Genomic DNA, 15,927 nt, shown 5'->3' on the forward strand with positions numbered 1-15,927 from the left:
AAGGAGACACCATGACGCAACGCGCCCTGTTACTGGTCGATTTGCAAAATGATTTCTGTGCGGGCGGCGCACTGGCTGTCGCTGAAGGTGACAGCACCGTAGACGTGGCGAATACGCTGATTGAGTGGTGCAAAACGCGGGGTGAGGCAGTTGTCGCAAGCCAGGACTGGCACCCGGCTGACCACGGCAGTTTTGCCAGCCAGCACGGCGTTGAGCCCTTCACTCAGGGTGAACTTGACGGCCTGGCACAAACCTTCTGGCCGGATCACTGCGTGCAACAGACGGAAGGTGCGCAGCTGCATCCGCTGCTGAATCAGAAGGCCATCGACGCGGTGTTTCATAAAGGGGAAAACCCGTCTATCGACAGCTACAGCGCCTTCTTTGATAACGGGCATCGCCAGAAAACGGCGCTGGACGGGTGGTTACGCCATCACGAAATCACCGAACTGATTGTGCTGGGTCTGGCGACGGATTACTGCGTGAAGTTCACCGTGCTGGACGCTCTCCAGCTAGGCTATACCGTCAGCGTCATCACCGATGGCTGTCGCGGGGTGAATATTCAACCGCAGGACAGCGCACAGGCGTTTATGGATATGGCCGCGGAAGGCGCCACCCTGTATACCCTGGAAGACTGGCTGGAAACGCACGCCTGACCTTCTCGCCGGGCAAGCCACAGTGCTGCCCGGCACGCCCCGTCTCATTCCCCATAAAGTGAACTCCCTCGCATCACCAGCGAAGCGGCAGTGCTATTCTCTTCAGGCTGTTTTTTCGCCACGCCTTTTCCGTGGCGTGGTTATTTTTGTTAAGTCAAAGAGGAAATTGTATGAAACGTTTGCCTTTGCTGGCAGCATTACCCCTGCTTTGCGCGTCAGTTGCTTCCGCCACTCCCCTGATGTCTGTGGGATATTTTAATGGCGGTGGCGATGTCACCGCCGGTCCCGGTGGTGATATCAATACGCTCGACGTTCGTCAGATTACCCACCTGAACTACTCATTTGGTCTGGTCTATAACGATGAGAAAGACGAAACCCATGCTGCACTGAAAGATCCGGCGAAACTTCATCAGATCTGGCTGTCGCCAAAAGTCGCCGCCGATCTGGCGCTAATCCCGACGCTGCGTAAGCAAAATCCAAACCTGAAAGTGCTGCTCTCCGTTGGCGGATGGGGTGCGCGTGGCTTCTCCGGCGCAGCCGCGACCCAAGAGAGCCGTGCGGTGTTTATCCGCTCGGCCCAGGAGATTGTCGAAAAATATGCACTCGACGGCATCGATCTTGACTGGGAATACCCGGTAAATGGCGCATGGGGACTGGTGGCCAGCACGCCAGCCGATCGCGATAACTTCACCGCACTGCTGAAAGAATTGCGCGCCGCCTTCGGCCATAAAAAGCTGGTCACCATCGCGGTGGGGGCAAATGCAGAAAGTCCGAAAAGCTGGGTGGATGTTAAGGCCATTGCCCCGCTGCTCGACTACATCAACCTGATGACCTACGACATGGCGTATGGCACACAGTATTTCAACGCCAATCTGTATGACTCCAGCGACTGGCCAACGGTGGCCGCCGCAGACAAATACAGCGTGGATTTTGTGGTGAACAACTATCTGGCGGCCGGGCTGAAGCCGCAGCAGATGAACCTCGGGATTGGTTTTTACGGCCGCGTGCCGAAACGCGCCGTGGAGCCCGGTATTGACTGGACAAAACCCGATGCGCAAAACCATCCGGTGACCCAGCCCTACTTTGGGCCTCAGGCAACCGGCTTGTTCGCGTCACTGGGTTACGACCTGACCAAAGATACGTATGTGAAGTACAACGATATTGTGAAAAAGCTCTTAAACGATCCGCAGAAGCGTTTTACCGAACACTGGGACGAACGGGCGCAAGTGCCGTGGCTTTCAGTGAATGCGGCGGACGGCAAGGCGCTGTTTGCCCTTTCCTATGAGAACCCGCGTTCCGTCGCCATCAAAGCGGATTACATCAAGGAGAAAGGTCTCGCCGGGGCGATGTTCTGGGAGTACGGCGCGGATGACAATAACCAGTTAGCGAAACAGCTGGCGGAGTCGCTGGGAATTAAACCCAAAGAGTAAGGTAAGCACGCCCTCTCTCCAGAGAGAGGGCGCTGGCAGGACTGCCGCCCCACCGTTACTGCATTTTTATCGTCGCGATCGGCTTTGGCGTGATACCAAAGTCCTCTTTCAGCTCGCGCTTGCTCTTCATCACCATCTGGCCTTGAGTGTCGATAGTCATGTGTTGCGCGTCGGTATTGTTACGCGCCTGCCAGAGCATCACCAGTTGCAGACTGTTCTCTTTTTGCTCCGGCGTGAGCGCGACACCGTCCGGCCATTTTCCCAGTTCAACAGCAGTCACCAGGCGCTGATACACCTCCGGCGTCATACCGCTAATCATGTCATCAATATTCACGATCTCTCCCTTTCAAAGGAATAATTTGCTGAATCGTTTTTTCAACCTTTGATCTGGTCACCGTTTTCATCATCGGTGAAGCTCATCGACGCTGAATTCACACAGAAACGCTCACCCGTCGGCTGAGGGCCATCCGGGAAGACGTGTCCAAGGTGGGCGTCACAGGTTCCGCAACGAATTTCAGTTCGCACCATGCCGTGCGACGTGTCGCTCAGGTAGCGGATCGCATCGTCGCTGACCGGCTCATAAAAGCTTGGCCAGCCACAGCCAGAATCGAACTTCGTTTGGGAATTGAACAACGGGGCGTCACATACCAGACAGTGGTAGACACCGTCGCGCTTGTTGTGCAGTAAACGGCCAGTAAAAGGCGGTTCGGTTCCGTGATTTTGCGTCACGTAAAACTGCATTTCGGTGAGGTTTTTTTTCAAATCGTCAGGGTTACGTTGGTTCGACATATGCGTACATCTCGCTGTAGAAACAGACACCTTTTAACCCGGATTCTAACAAAACATTAACACCCTTGCGTGCACTTTTGTTCTAAACTTATGTGTCGCGAAAAGGCGGTCAGGCAATTGTGATCATGTTCACATTTTTATCCTGCGAGGACTTTAAAATGCCGCGCGCAGCCCCCATGTGGTTGCTAGCTCAAAGGGAAAGTGAGGCGAGTCAGTCGCACAAACGTTAGTCACAGGATTGATTTGTCGCAATGATTGACACGATTCCGCTTGACGCTGCGTAAGGTTTTTGTAATTTTACAGGCAACCTTTTATTCACTAACAAATAGCTGGTGGAATATATGACTATCAAAGTAGGTATCAACGGTTTTGGCCGTATCGGCCGTATTGTTTTCCGTGCTGCTCAGAAACGTTCTGACATCGAAATCGTTGGTATCAACGATCTCCTGGACGCTGAATACATGGCGTACATGCTGAAGTACGACTCAACTCACGGTCGTTTCGACGGCACCGTTGAAGTGAAAGACGGCCACCTGGTTGTTAATGGCAAAACCATCCGCGTTACTGCTGAGAAAGACCCAGCTAACCTGAAATGGAACGAAATCGGTGTTGATGTTGTAGCTGAAGCTACCGGTATCTTCCTGACCGACGAAACTGCGCGTAAACACATCACCGCGGGTGCGAAAAAAGTTGTTCTGACCGGTCCTTCTAAAGACAACACCCCAATGTTCGTTCGTGGTGCAAACTTCGAAACTTACGCTGGCCAGGACATCGTTTCTAACGCATCCTGCACCACCAACTGCCTGGCACCGCTGGCTAAAGTAATCAACGACAACTTCGGCATCGTCGAAGGTCTGATGACTACCGTTCACGCGACCACCGCGACTCAGAAAACTGTTGACGGCCCGTCTCACAAAGACTGGCGTGGCGGCCGTGGCGCGGCTCAGAACATCATCCCATCCTCTACCGGTGCAGCTAAAGCTGTAGGTAAAGTACTGCCAGAACTGAATGGCAAACTGACTGGTATGGCGTTCCGCGTTCCAACTCCTAACGTATCCGTTGTTGACCTGACCGTTCGTCTGGAAAAAGCTGCTTCTTATGAAGAAATTAAGAAAGCAATCAAAGCTGCTTCCGAAGGCGCAATGAAAGGCGTTCTGGGCTACACCGAAGACGACGTTGTATCTACCGATTTCAACGGCGAAGTGTGCACTTCCGTGTTCGATGCTAAAGCAGGTATCGCACTGAACGACAACTTCGTGAAACTGGTTTCCTGGTACGACAACGAAACCGGCTACTCTAACAAAGTACTGGACCTGATCGCTCACATCTCCAAATAAGTTGAGATGAGTTCTTGATCCAAAAAGGCGACTTCGGTCGCCTTTTTTATTGTTTTTAGACAGAGGATTGCTTAATGATTAATAAAATTTTTGCACTTCCGGTAGTCGAACAACTTACCCCTGTGCTCTCCCGCCGACAGATTGATGGTGCGGATATCATCGTCGTTGACCACCCGCGCGTAAAAGCCTCCGTGGCGCTGAACGGCGCACACCTGCTCTCATGGAAACCTGAAGGCGAAACGGAAGCACTGTGGCTGAGCGACGCGACCTCCTTTAAAAAAGGGGATGCGATTCGCGGCGGCGTGCCTATTTGCTGGCCATGGTTTGGTCCTTCCGCTGAGAAAGGCCTACCCTCTCACGGTTTTGCCCGTAACCAGCAGTGGACGCTGAAAGCGCACAATGAAGACGATAACGGTGCGGTACTGACCTTTGAGCTGCAGGCGAATGAGGAAACCCGTGCCCTGTGGCCGCACGATTTCACCCTGTACGCACGCTTCAAGCTGGGCAAAACCTGCGAAATCGAACTGGAAGCGCACGGTGAATTTGAAACCACCTCCGCCCTGCACACCTATTTCAACGTTGGCGACATCAGCGCCGTGAAGGTGAGCGGCCTTGGCGATACCTTTATCGACAAAGTGGATAACGCGAAAGAAGGAAAACTGAGCGACGGCATTCAGACGTTCCCGGACCGTACTGACCGCGTTTACCTGCATCCGGAAGCGTGCAACGTGATCCACGACAGCGCCCTGAACCGTGGTATCGAAGTGGTACACCACCATCACAGCAACGTGGTGGGCTGGAACCCAGGCCCGGCACTTTCTGTCAGTATGGCCGACGTGCCTGATGACGGTTACAAAACGTTCGTCTGTGTGGAAACGGCGTGCGTCACTGCGCCACAAAAAACCAGCGAAGAAAAACCGTCTCGCTTAGGGCAGACAATCAGTATTGTGAAGCGCTAATACGCTTCTGCCCCTCTTCCTGTAAAGGAGAGGGGCATGCGTCAGGATTAAACGACATCCAGCGGGAGTTTATGGGTGGGTGGCGGGAAAGCATTATCCAGTTTGTGACGTTCTTCCGCGGTGAGGGTTATCTCCAGCGCTCCAGCGTTGGCGTTAACATGCTCAATCGAGGCCGCTTTCGGTATGGCAATAACACCCTGATGGCGGATAACCCACGCCAGCAGAATTTGGGCGGCAGTGGCGCGGTGGTTATGCGCGATGGCATTCACGACCGGATGGTTCATCAGCCCCGAACGCAGGCGCCCGGCCTGAGCCAGCGGGCAGTAAGCCATCACCGGCATCGCCTGTTGCTGACACCAGGGAAGCAGATCAAATTCAATTCCCCGTGACGCCAGATGATAAAGCACCTGATTAGTGGCACAGGCGGAACCGCCCTCTTCACGCCACAGCGCCTGCATATCTTCATAATCCAGGTTTGAGACGCCCCAGCGGCCAATTTTTCCCTGCTGCTGGAGTCTTTCCATCAGCGTAATGGTTTCATCCAGGCCATAGTTACCGCGCCAGTGCAGAAGGTAGAGATCAATATGGTCTGTCCCGAGACGTCGCAGACTGGCATCACACGCCGCCTGGCCTTTCTGACCGCCAGCGTTCCACGGGTAGACTTTTGATACCAGAAAAACGTTGTCGCGCTGGCCCTTAATGGCCTCCCCGACCACCTCTTCCGCTCCGCCTTCGGCATACATTTCAGCGGTATCAATTAACGTTAACCCCAGATCAATGCCCGCCCGCAGTGCATTCACTTCGGATTTACGCTGGCTGGCTTTTTCTCCCATATACCAGGTACCCTGTCCAATAGCCGGAAGTGGACGCCCTGCGGAAAAGGTCACGGTTTTTACGCTCATATCATCCCCTCTTTTTCGTTGCACCACACCAATGCAAACGGGGCGCAAGCGCCCCGTTTTGATGCAATGACTGCACTGTTTTAATGCACAATCAGAACTTGTAGGACACACCGACTGAGAATATGCCCGCCCAGGACTTATCAACCATCGGGCTGTCTTTCACTTCATCGCTCAGACGCTCATAGCGCCCGGTACCGTAGACGTTCCAGTCGCCGAGGAAGTTATAGCTCGCCGTCAGCTCAAGGTACGGATCCCAGCCGTCGTCCGCACTGTAGCTCTTCAGACCGCTACGACGGGATTCGTTCTTAGAAACACCATAGTAGTAGTCGTTGTAATTCTCACTGTTATATTGCACACCGATACCCGGGGTTAGCGTTAACGCACCGTTGGTGTAGCGATAGAGCCAGGCCAGATCCCAGATAAAACCATTGCTGTTATCCAGCGTATCCCCCGCAAGCGCGGTACGCAGGAAGCCATATTCGGTGTTATGCACATAAGAGAGTCCCGCCATCATGGTGCTCTTACGTTTGTCGAGCTGGCGAAGCGCATGGCTGTCGCTGTCACCCGGCTTGAAGTGCGTCGGATCGTAGTAAGCCATGATGGAGAGCTTGTCGGCCGTATCATTCCAGAGATAGTAGCCACCGCCCAGACCGCGGAACCAGAAGTTATCGCCTTCATAGGTGACAACCGGAACTGGATAAACATCACGATCATACTGTTTGTATGGGCTGTTAATCACGCCAACGCCCGCGCCAACAGTCCACTGACTTTCCGCCGCCTGTGCGGTGCTAACAGCGGTTGCGGCAAGTACGCCCAATGCCAGAAGTTTGAGTTTGGTCACAATCCATTCTTTCCTGTAGTCAAATAATCAGCGAGAGAAGTTTAACCGCCATTGTCGTACATCCCAAAATTTTTTGCCTGCTAATCAGTCTGATTAACCCGTTATTTTCAACTTTTCAGGTGACAGCCTGCTTTCATTTATATGACTACTGAATGAAAAACGTGCTTTTACCCTAAAACAGCAGGGGAAATTTTTGGATGAGTTATTGATATGTCATTGAAATTAGATTTTATCGGCATGCAAGTTTTGCAAATGCCATCTACGCTTTAAATTAAGAAGAGTTTTTTCTGAACACCCTGCGGTTCTTAGCGTCTGACCTGGCACACAGGTTGCTGCTCTGGCAGTGAGGTGCGAGAGATTCTCTTCCGGGAGCCTCCACTACTCATACGAACGGCTCTTATCCTGTGCTAAAAAACGAAAGGACGGCATGCCATGAATATATTCGATCACTATCGCCAGCGTTATGAAGCTGCCAAGGACGAAGAGTTCACACTGCAGGAGTTTCTTACCATTTGTCGGCAAGATCGCAGTGCCTATGCCAATGCGGCAGAACGGCTATTAATGGCTATTGGTGAGCCAAACATGGTTGATACTGCCCTGGAACCTCGGCTTTCCCGTCTCTTTTCGAATCGGGTGGTCGCCCGCTACCCGGCGTTTGAAGAGTTCTATGGTATGGAAGATGCCATCGAACAGATTGTCTCCTACCTGAAGCATGCCGCCCAGGGTCTGGAAGAGAAGAAACAGATCCTTTATTTACTCGGCCCTGTGGGTGGGGGTAAATCATCACTGGCTGAACGTCTGAAATCACTGATGCAGCGCGTCCCTATCTATGTGCTGAGCGCTAACGGTGAACGCAGCCCGGTGAATGACCATCCGCTGTGCCTGTTTAATCCGCAGGAAGATGCGCAAATTCTGGATAAAGAGTTTGGTATTCCGCGGCGCTATCTTGGCACCATCATGTCGCCTTGGGCGGCAAAACGCCTGCACGAGTTTGGTGGGGATATCACCAAATTCCGCGTCGTCAAGGTGTGGCCATCCATTCTGGAACAGATTGCTATCGCCAAAACTGAACCGGGTGATGAGAACAACCAGGATATCTCCGCTCTGGTGGGTAAAGTCGATATTCGTAAGCTGGAAAACTACGCGCAAAACGACCCGGATGCCTACGGTTACTCGGGTGCGCTGTGCCGCGCCAACCAGGGGATTATGGAGTTCGTCGAGATGTTTAAAGCACCGATTAAAGTGCTGCATCCGCTGCTGACGGCCACCCAGGAAGGGAACTACAACGGTACGGAAGGTATTTCCGCCCTGCCGTTTAACGGCATTATCCTCGCGCACTCAAACGAATCTGAGTGGGTCTCCTTCCGTAATAACAAAAACAATGAGGCATTCCTTGACCGTGTCTACATCGTCAAAGTGCCTTATTGCCTGCGGATCTCCGAAGAGATCAAAATTTACGAGAAACTGCTTAACCACAGTGAGCTGGTACACGCACCTTGCGCACCAGGCACCCTGGAAACGCTGTCACGCTTCTCCATTCTCTCGCGCCTGAAAGAGCCGGAAAACTCCAGCATCTACTCGAAAATGCGCGTGTATGACGGGGAAAGCCTGAAAGATACCGACCCGAAAGCGAAGTCTTATCAGGAGTACCGCGACTACGCCGGTGTGGACGAAGGGATGAACGGTCTGTCCACGCGTTTCGCCTTTAAGATCCTCTCCCGCGTGTTTAACTTCGACCATGCGGAAGTGGCGGCGAACCCGGTTCATCTGTTCTATGTGCTGGAGCAGCAAATTGAACGCGAGCAGTTCCCGCAGGAACAGGCTGAACGCTACCTTGAGTTTCTGAAAGGCTACCTGATCCCGAAATATGCGGAGTTCATCGGCAAAGAGATCCAGACCGCCTACCTGGAGTCTTATTCAGAGTACGGGCAGAACATTTTTGACCGTTATGTCACCTATGCTGACTTCTGGATCCAGGATCAGGAGTACCGCGACCCGGATACCGGCCAGCTGTTCGATCGGGAATCCCTGAACGCAGAGCTGGAAAAAATCGAGAAGCCGGCCGGGATCAGTAACCCGAAAGACTTCCGTAACGAGATTGTGAACTTCGTCCTGCGCGCCAGAGCGCATAACAACGGACGTAATCCGAACTGGACCAGCTACGAGAAACTGCGCACGGTAATCGAGAAGAAAATGTTCTCCAATACCGAAGAGCTGTTGCCGGTGATTTCGTTTAACACCAAAACGTCAACCGATGAGCAGAAAAAGCACGACGATTTTGTCGACCGTATGATGGAGAAAGGCTACACCCGCAAACAGGTTCGCCTGCTCTGCGAATGGTATCTGCGCGTACGTAAATCGTCTTAATACAAGTACAAGTGCCCGGTAGCGCATACGCCTGCCGGGCTACAAAAATGTCCGGCACGTCCGGACACTGCAAGTTGGCAAATGCAGTACGGGGGATATATGACCTGGTTTATTGACCGTCGTCTTAACGGCAAAAACAAGAGCACGGTAAATCGCCAGCGCTTCTTGCGCCGTTATAAAGCGCAAATTAAACAGTCGATCTCCGAGGCCATCAACAAACGCTCGGTGACCGACGTCGACAGCGGCGAATCTGTCTCCATCCCCACCGATGACATCAGCGAACCGATGTTTCATCAGGGACGTGGCGGCCTGCGCCATCGCGTACACCCAGGTAATGACCACTTCGTGCAGAACGACAGAATCGAGCGCCCGCAAGGAGGCGGGGGCGGTTCAGGAAGCGGTCAGGGACAGGCCAGCCAGGACGGTGAAGGACAGGATGAGTTTGTCTTCCAGATTTCAAAAGATGAGTATCTCGACCTGCTGTTTGAGGATCTGGCGCTGCCGAATCTGAAAAAGAACCAGCATCGTCAGCTTAACGAGTACAAAACCCATCGCGCGGGATATACCGCAAACGGCGTGCCCGCTAACATCAGCGTGGTCCGTTCGCTGCAGAACTCTCTGGCGCGACGCACGGCCATGACGGCAGGTAAACGGCGCGAACTCCGCGAGCTGGAGAGCAGCCTGAAGGTGGTGGAAAATACTGAACCGGCGCAACTGCTGGAAGAGGAACGCCTGCGCAAAGAGATAGCCGAACTCCGGGCTAAAATAGACCGGGTACCGTTTATCGACACCTTCGACCTGCGCTACAAGAATTACGAAAAACGCCCCGAACCGTCGAGCCAGGCGGTCATGTTCTGTCTGATGGATGTCTCCGGTTCGATGGACCAGGCCACCAAGGATATGGCGAAGCGTTTTTATATCCTGCTCTATCTGTTCCTGAGCAGAACCTATAAGAACGTGGAAGTGGTCTATATTCGCCACCACACTCAGGCGAAAGAGGTGGATGAACATGAGTTCTTCTACTCGCAGGAGACCGGTGGCACCATCGTGTCGAGCGCTCTGAAACTGATGGATGAAGTGGTGAAAGAGCGTTACGACCCGGCGCAGTGGAACATCTATGCCGCGCAGGCATCAGATGGCGATAACTGGGCAGATGACTCCCCGCTGTGTCACGATATTCTGGCGAAGAAAATTCTGCCGGTGGTGCGTTACTACAGCTATATCGAAATTACCCGCCGTGCTCACCAGACGCTGTGGCGTGAGTATGAACATCTGCAATCGATGTTCGATAACTTTGCCATGCAGCATATCCGCGATCAGGATGATATCTATCCGGTGTTCAGGGAACTGTTCCATAAACAAAGTTCAACAACAAGTTAATCATCATTAATCAGCCAGTTATTTATACTAACTGGCTGATCTTTTGGCTTTCAGGGTAATTTGCCTGTAAAGGGCAAGCGGATTATTTAATACCTCAACAATCCCATGTTTGACTAAAATTCTTTCTTCCGATATTGGCATACCCCTACCAGGGTTATATGTTTGTTGGATAAGCTATACGATAAACTAAGGATAAGCATATCCGGAGAAGGAAGAACAACCGGCGCATAAAAATTGCCCAAAGCAGGAACGTATTGCTGACCTACCAAAACCGAACATTGAATCCACCTTACCTCCAGTGTTAGAGTCATCAACTCGCGGCCATTTACACATAATTTTAAGCGTTAAGCCCCGTAGGGCCTTTTCACAGATGCGTTATGCAGTCATTGAAAATATTTCTCCACCGACGGCAGAAGAACTTACCCAACTCCAGGGCGCGCCAGAGTTTACTGACACACAGGTGGCCTACCTCGCAGTACTGACTGGTAGCAATCCCTACAGGTAATATACGGGTGGAGAGCCTCCTCGTGGATGGGAATGCATATACTATTTTTATGGATGTCGCGCTGACTTTTAGCCAAAATGAAAAGAAATTGGTACCACGCTAACTAACACCAGATAAGTATTCAAGGAGTCTTTAATGTTTCGATGGATAAAAAAAGCAAACAGATCTAAAAACTATTTTTTGAAAAGGATCAAACTTAAGTTAAAACTTAACTTATTGAGTATGATTGCCGCTCAGGGGCGTACTTCTCGAACGAGACATGGGTCGGGCACAAACCATCTGATTATCCCCTTCATTGGTAAAGGGATTGGTGATGCTATTGTCATTGGTGGTGTGATTGAGACTCTGGTAAGAAACAATTTTCAGGTCTCTGTTATTGCAGATAAAAGGACGCACTTTCTCTTTAAAGAATGGCACAATTTAGAAGCTCTTTACTTTTATGAACCTAACAACAAAAAGATGCTAATCAAGGTGTTAAGGGAACTTCCACCTTTTGTATTTGTTGACTCGCATGAAATAACTCATTCAAATGTCGAAACATTTAATTTAATCAGACTAATAAAACCACACAAAACAATCGGTTTTACCAGGAAGTATCGTATCTATGACGAAGTAATTAACATTAGCTGCCCTTTGTCACATATAAGCACAAGATACATTGATTTCCTGAAGCATCTGGGGATATCGGCACAGAACTATGATTACACTGTGATCATACCTGACGACGATGTACAAAAAGCAAAGGATTTTCTTAAGAAAACCAGTGATAAAAAAACGGTTGCGTTCATTCCTTACGGCAGTGTTAGTGAACGTTTCTTCTCAACAGCGCAGATTGAGGCCATTACCAGTCACATGGCTAAATATAAAGATACTTTTCACTTAATCATTCTTGGCGAACAACATAAAATAAAGCCTATTCCCGATGCAGATCATGTCACTAAGAGCTCATTGCCCTCATTCTTTTCGGCTGCACAAATCATAAAAGAGAGTGCACTCGTGATTTCTCCAGATACATCATTCGTGCATGTATCCAGAGCATTTAAGAAAAAACTAATTTGCCTCTATCCATTTAAAATGCTTGTCGCTCAGGCAGATAATGCTGATGTCTGGGGACCAAACTATGAATCAGCTATCCAGGTTAGATTGAAAGAGCGCCGCGTGATGGATACTGATGTTCGGCCTATACTGAATATTATTGACGAACAATTGAAGAGTATCGCCGATAATAGTTCGAGATAAAGAAATCACATTTGTAACTTTTCTCGCTTCTCAGGACCTTCACTTTATGAAACCTGAGAAGCTTCATGCCTGTTAAGCGTTTTTAAATCTTTCTCCGATCTCACCTGCAAATTGCAGCTGGATATAATCTCTTCTGATGCCGACACTAATCAGCGGGAAAAACAATCGCCCAACAGCAACGTCTATACCAACGGCGAAATATTCTGTGCTAAGGTTAAACGCTGCGTATTGGTATTTAACAGGTAAATCGCTATGTCTGATGACGTTAAGGGAACAACAACCCACCAGCAACTCATTACGTTGTTAACCCAGCAGGGCGCACGATTTCGCGTCATGGAGCATGACGCCGTGGGGAAATGCGAAGCGGTGAGTGAGATCCGCGGAACCGATCTGGGGCAAGGGGCAAAAGCACTGGTCTGTAAGGTGAAGGGAAACGGCGTAAAAAAACACGTTCTGGCGATCCTCGCCGCCGATCTGCAGGCCGATTTAAGCCAGCTTGCCAGCCATTTTGGGGGGATAAAAGCGTCTCTCGCAAGCCCTGCCGAAGTCGATACCCTGACCGCCTGCGTTTTTGGCGCCATTCCGCCTTTTAGCTTCCATCCCGATCTGGCACTGGTGGCCGACCCGCTCCTGTTCGAGCGTTTCGATGAAATCGCGTTTAACGCCGGTCTGCTGGAAAAATCCGTGATTATGGATACGCAAGATTATTTGCGTATCGCCCGTCCTGAGCTGGTGACGTTCCATAAAGCGTAATCGTGTAGGCTGGCATCCCGTCAGCCTTTTTTTTCCAGAAAAATAACTGACGCGACCAGGATAATGGCAACAGCGAAAAACGATGAAGAGATGATCAGCGTTTCGGTAAACATGTGATCGTACATTTTTGCGACCCTTTTTCGATGCCTGCCCCTGTTTTATCCCCCGTAAATGACAGGGTTATGACAGCAGTAAAATCTTTTTAAAAACTGTCTTCAGCCGTGTTTCCGCGTAAAGTAAGCAGGCTTACTCTTTTGGCAAGGATTCCTTATGTTTGACCCGACTCTGCTCATTCTTCTGGCCCTCGCTGCGCTTGGCTTTGTCAGCCATAACACCACCGTCGCTATCTCAATTCTGGTGTTGATCATTGTGCGCGTGACCCCGTTAAACACCTTTTTCCCGTGGATAGAAAAACAAGGTCTCACCATCGGGATCATCATTCTGACCATTGGGGTGATGGCACCTATCGCCAGCGGTACGCTGCCTGCCTCGACGCTGCTGCACTCGTTTGTAAACTGGAAATCGCTGATAGCGATAGCGGTAGGCGTTTTTGTCTCGTGGCTGGGCGGGCGTGGCGTTACGCTGATGAGCAGCCAGCCCTCGCTGGTGGCCGGTCTGCTGGTGGGAACCGTGCTCGGTGTGGCGCTCTTTCGTGGCGTTCCGGTGGGCCCGCTGATTGCGGCCGGGCTGGTCTCACTGTTTATCGGGAAGTCATAGTCAGGCTGGCTATATACCGCGCTGGCGTCTGCCCCAGCCCCTTCTTAAACATCGTGATAAACGCGGTGGTGGAGTCGTACCCCAGCGACTGTGCCACCTGCTGTACCGACTTTCCCCCAATCAACAGCTGTAACGCCACAATAAGCTGCAGCTGATGCCGCCAGCGGCGAAAGCTCAGGCCCGTTTCTTTCACCACCAGGCGCGCCAGATTGCGCTCACTCATGGCGAAGTGGCTCGCCCATTGCGCCAGAGTCTGCCAGGCAGCAGGCTCTTCCGCCATCTTCTCGCTCATCAGCCGGATTTTTGGATGAGGCGAAACGGGCAGTTGCAAATGTTCCTGACGCTGCAGCGGTAGCTCGTCAAAGAGAACATCCACCAGACGCGATGTGGCAGCAAGCGAAAGCGCTTCACGTGATTTTTCCGCCAGCGATAAGATCAGTTCCCGCACCAGAGGGGAGATCTTCAGGGTGCAGCAGCGATCGGGCAAACTTACCGCTCCGGGTTCAATAAACAAAAAGCAAAGCTGCGCACCCGGCGTGGCCTTATTGCTGTGCGGCATCTGGCCAGGGATCCACACGGCATACTGGGGCGGTACCATCAGCATGGCGTTTTCCACTTCACAGGTGATGGCGCCCCCCAGCGCCAGAATCAGCTGTCCCTTACGGTGTTGGTGTCGCGGAATGTATTGTTCCTGCGCCACCACGCGGATGCGAAACGCGACAGCCGCATCATGCTGGCTATCGGGATCGTAGCCGTCCAGTCCGAGACCAATCATCAGGTTGTCCGATATTAGCGATAAACTGTCATTTTAGCCTGATTTCAACCGTGGAGAAAATCGGTATGGTGTGCGCTCGCTTGAACGTATGAGAACACAATGACTACTGCAATTCGGGTTTCGGGAAAAAAAGGCGCGCTGCTGATCGCAGGTATCCTGATGATTGCCACTACGCTTCGCGTCACCTTTACCGGAGCAGCACCGCTGCTCGATACCATTCGTCTCGATTATGGCTTGAGTACAGCGCAAACCGGTCTGCTGACCACCCTGCCTCTGCTGGCTTTCGCCCTTATCTCCCCGCTCGCCGCAGGTGTTGCCCGGCGTATCGGCATGGAGCGCAGCCTGTTTATCGCCCTGCTGCTGATTTGCGTCGGCATTGCTGTGCGCTCCCTGCCTTCCGCCCCCCTACTTTTCATCGGTACGGCGGTGATTGGCTGCGGTATCGCACTGGGCAATGTGCTGTTGCCTGGGTTAATTAAACGTGACTTCCCGGGACAGGTTGCCAGACTCACCGGCGCGTATTCCCTGACGATGGGGATCTCCGCGGCGTTAGGCTCCGCACTGATTGTTCCGCTGGCGCAGGGGGAAGCCGGCTGGCATGGCGCCCTGCTAATGCTGATGGCCTTTCCGCTGGCGGCGTTACTGCTCTGGCTGCCACAGTGGCGTCAGAAACACGTTGCGACGGTGACCGGTGCAGGCGCGTTACATAACCGCGCCATCTGGCGCTCTGCCCTCGCCTGGCAGGTCACCCTTTTTCTGGGGATCAACTCGCTGATTTACTATGTCATCATCGGCTGGCTACCGGCGATCCTGCTCAGCCACGGGTATAGCGAAGCCCAGGCGGGTTCTGTGCACGGACTCTTACAGCTGGCCACCGCCGTGCCGGGTCTCGCTGTCCCGCTAATCCTCCATCGTCTGAAGGATCAGCGAGCAATCGCCGGCATCGTGGCGCTGTTGTGCGCGATAAGCGCAGCAGGATTGTGGTTTGCGCCGGGAATGGCGGTCATGTGGACGCTGGTTTTTGGTTTTGGTACCGGGGCAACGATGATCCTTGGCCTGACCTTCATCGGGCTGCGCGCCAGCTCTGCCCATCAGGCCGCGGCCTTGTCCGGCATGGCACAGTCGGTTGGCTATCTGCTGGCCGCCTGTGGCCCGCCGTTGATGGGCAAAATTCACGATGCTGCCGGTGACTGGCGGTATCCGCTTCTGGCCTGTGCACTGGCCGCCGTGATCATGGCCGTTTGTGGTATGCTTGCCGGGCGTGACCGGGAGGTCACGCC

Annotated in this window: 16 protein-coding genes; 10 read left to right on the forward strand and 6 right to left on the reverse strand. The window is 52.2% G+C overall.

Annotated features, from left to right (window positions below; translation table 11 throughout):
- Positions 1 to 11 precede the first annotated feature (11 nt).
- On the forward strand, positions 12 to 653 hold the full coding sequence (gene pncA, locus QLG09_RS20840) for a bifunctional nicotinamidase/pyrazinamidase (protein WP_020884439.1): 642 nt from the start codon (positions 12 to 14) through the stop codon (positions 651 to 653).
- Positions 654 to 823: 170 nt separating this feature from the next.
- Entirely contained in the window at positions 824 to 2,083 is a 1,260-nt protein-coding gene (locus QLG09_RS20845; protein WP_282489349.1) for a glycoside hydrolase family 18 protein, read from the forward strand.
- 55 nt (positions 2,084 to 2,138) lie between these two features.
- On the opposite strand, the gene QLG09_RS20850 is transcribed toward QLG09_RS20845, so the two are convergent.
- Complete coding sequence (locus tag QLG09_RS20850; RefSeq protein WP_014169643.1) at positions 2,139 to 2,417, reverse strand: YeaC family protein; 279 nt, start codon at positions 2,415 to 2,417, stop codon at positions 2,139 to 2,141.
- Between the two features lie 41 nt (positions 2,418 to 2,458).
- Entirely contained in the window at positions 2,459 to 2,872 is a 414-nt protein-coding gene (msrB, locus tag QLG09_RS20855) for a peptide-methionine (R)-S-oxide reductase MsrB (protein WP_020884441.1), read from the reverse strand.
- A gap of 341 nt (positions 2,873 to 3,213) precedes the next feature.
- On the opposite strand from msrB, the gene gapA reads away from it, so the two are divergent.
- Both gapA and QLG09_RS20865 read left to right on the forward strand, forming a co-directional pair.
- Positions 3,214 to 4,209, forward strand: coding sequence for a glyceraldehyde-3-phosphate dehydrogenase (gene gapA, locus QLG09_RS20860; RefSeq protein ID WP_020884442.1), 996 nt, complete (start codon positions 3,214 to 3,216; stop codon positions 4,207 to 4,209).
- Positions 4,210 to 4,283: 74 nt separating this feature from the next.
- The gene (locus tag QLG09_RS20865; RefSeq protein WP_014169640.1) at positions 4,284 to 5,168 is read left to right on the forward strand and encodes a D-hexose-6-phosphate mutarotase; all 885 of its coding nucleotides are present in this window, start codon (positions 4,284 to 4,286) and stop codon (positions 5,166 to 5,168) included.
- A 47-nt stretch (positions 5,169 to 5,215) separates the two neighbouring features.
- Here QLG09_RS20865 and QLG09_RS20870 read toward each other — a convergent pair whose 3' ends face one another.
- The gene (locus tag QLG09_RS20870) at positions 5,216 to 6,070 is read right to left on the reverse strand and encodes an aldo/keto reductase (protein WP_041162542.1); all 855 of its coding nucleotides are present in this window, start codon (positions 6,068 to 6,070) and stop codon (positions 5,216 to 5,218) included.
- Positions 6,071 to 6,161: 91 nt separating this feature from the next.
- The gene (locus tag QLG09_RS20875) at positions 6,162 to 6,911 is read right to left on the reverse strand and encodes a MipA/OmpV family protein (protein ID WP_014169638.1); all 750 of its coding nucleotides are present in this window, start codon (positions 6,909 to 6,911) and stop codon (positions 6,162 to 6,164) included.
- A 432-nt stretch (positions 6,912 to 7,343) separates the two neighbouring features.
- Here QLG09_RS20875 and yeaG point away from each other — a divergent pair, with 432 nt between their 5' ends.
- The 4 genes from yeaG (at position 7,344) to QLG09_RS20895 (ending at position 13,155) form a co-directional block, all read left to right on the forward strand.
- Positions 7,344 to 9,278 carry a protein kinase YeaG gene (gene yeaG, locus QLG09_RS20880; protein ID WP_014169637.1) on the forward strand — a complete coding sequence of 645 codons (1,935 nt, stop codon included), beginning with the start codon at positions 7,344 to 7,346 and terminating at the stop codon, positions 9,276 to 9,278.
- Positions 9,279 to 9,377: 99 nt separating this feature from the next.
- Positions 9,378 to 10,658, forward strand: coding sequence for a YeaH/YhbH family protein (locus tag QLG09_RS20885; RefSeq protein WP_049022945.1), 1,281 nt, complete (start codon positions 9,378 to 9,380; stop codon positions 10,656 to 10,658).
- Positions 10,659 to 11,298: 640 nt separating this feature from the next.
- Entirely contained in the window at positions 11,299 to 12,402 is a 1,104-nt protein-coding gene (locus tag QLG09_RS20890) for a glycosyltransferase family 9 protein (protein ID WP_049022944.1), read from the forward strand.
- Positions 12,403 to 12,654: 252 nt separating this feature from the next.
- Positions 12,655 to 13,155, forward strand: coding sequence for a YbaK/prolyl-tRNA synthetase associated domain-containing protein (locus QLG09_RS20895; RefSeq protein ID WP_014169635.1), 501 nt, complete (start codon positions 12,655 to 12,657; stop codon positions 13,153 to 13,155).
- 20 nt (positions 13,156 to 13,175) lie between these two features.
- Here QLG09_RS20895 and yoaI read toward each other — a convergent pair whose 3' ends face one another.
- Positions 13,176 to 13,280 (reverse strand): small membrane protein YoaI, encoded by a 105-nt coding sequence (gene yoaI, locus QLG09_RS20900; protein WP_231106641.1) that lies wholly within the window; start codon positions 13,278 to 13,280, stop codon positions 13,176 to 13,178.
- A 145-nt stretch (positions 13,281 to 13,425) separates the two neighbouring features.
- Here yoaI and QLG09_RS20905 point away from each other — a divergent pair, with 145 nt between their 5' ends.
- Entirely contained in the window at positions 13,426 to 13,872 is a 447-nt protein-coding gene (locus tag QLG09_RS20905; protein ID WP_014169633.1) for a DUF441 domain-containing protein, read from the forward strand.
- Here QLG09_RS20905 and QLG09_RS20910 read toward each other — a convergent pair.
- Complete coding sequence (locus tag QLG09_RS20910; RefSeq protein ID WP_014169632.1) at positions 13,856 to 14,647, reverse strand: helix-turn-helix transcriptional regulator; 792 nt, start codon at positions 14,645 to 14,647, stop codon at positions 13,856 to 13,858. The genes QLG09_RS20905 and QLG09_RS20910 overlap by 17 nt on opposite strands.
- Before the next feature lie 99 nt (positions 14,648 to 14,746).
- Here QLG09_RS20910 and QLG09_RS20915 point away from each other — a divergent pair.
- Positions 14,747 to 15,927 (forward strand): CynX/NimT family MFS transporter (locus tag QLG09_RS20915; protein WP_282489353.1); only part of this gene is annotated, 1,181 nt, incomplete at its 3' end.

Source organism: Enterobacter sp. V89_11 (assembly GCF_029967775.1).
Classification (GTDB): domain Bacteria; phylum Pseudomonadota; class Gammaproteobacteria; order Enterobacterales; family Enterobacteriaceae; genus Enterobacter; species Enterobacter ludwigii.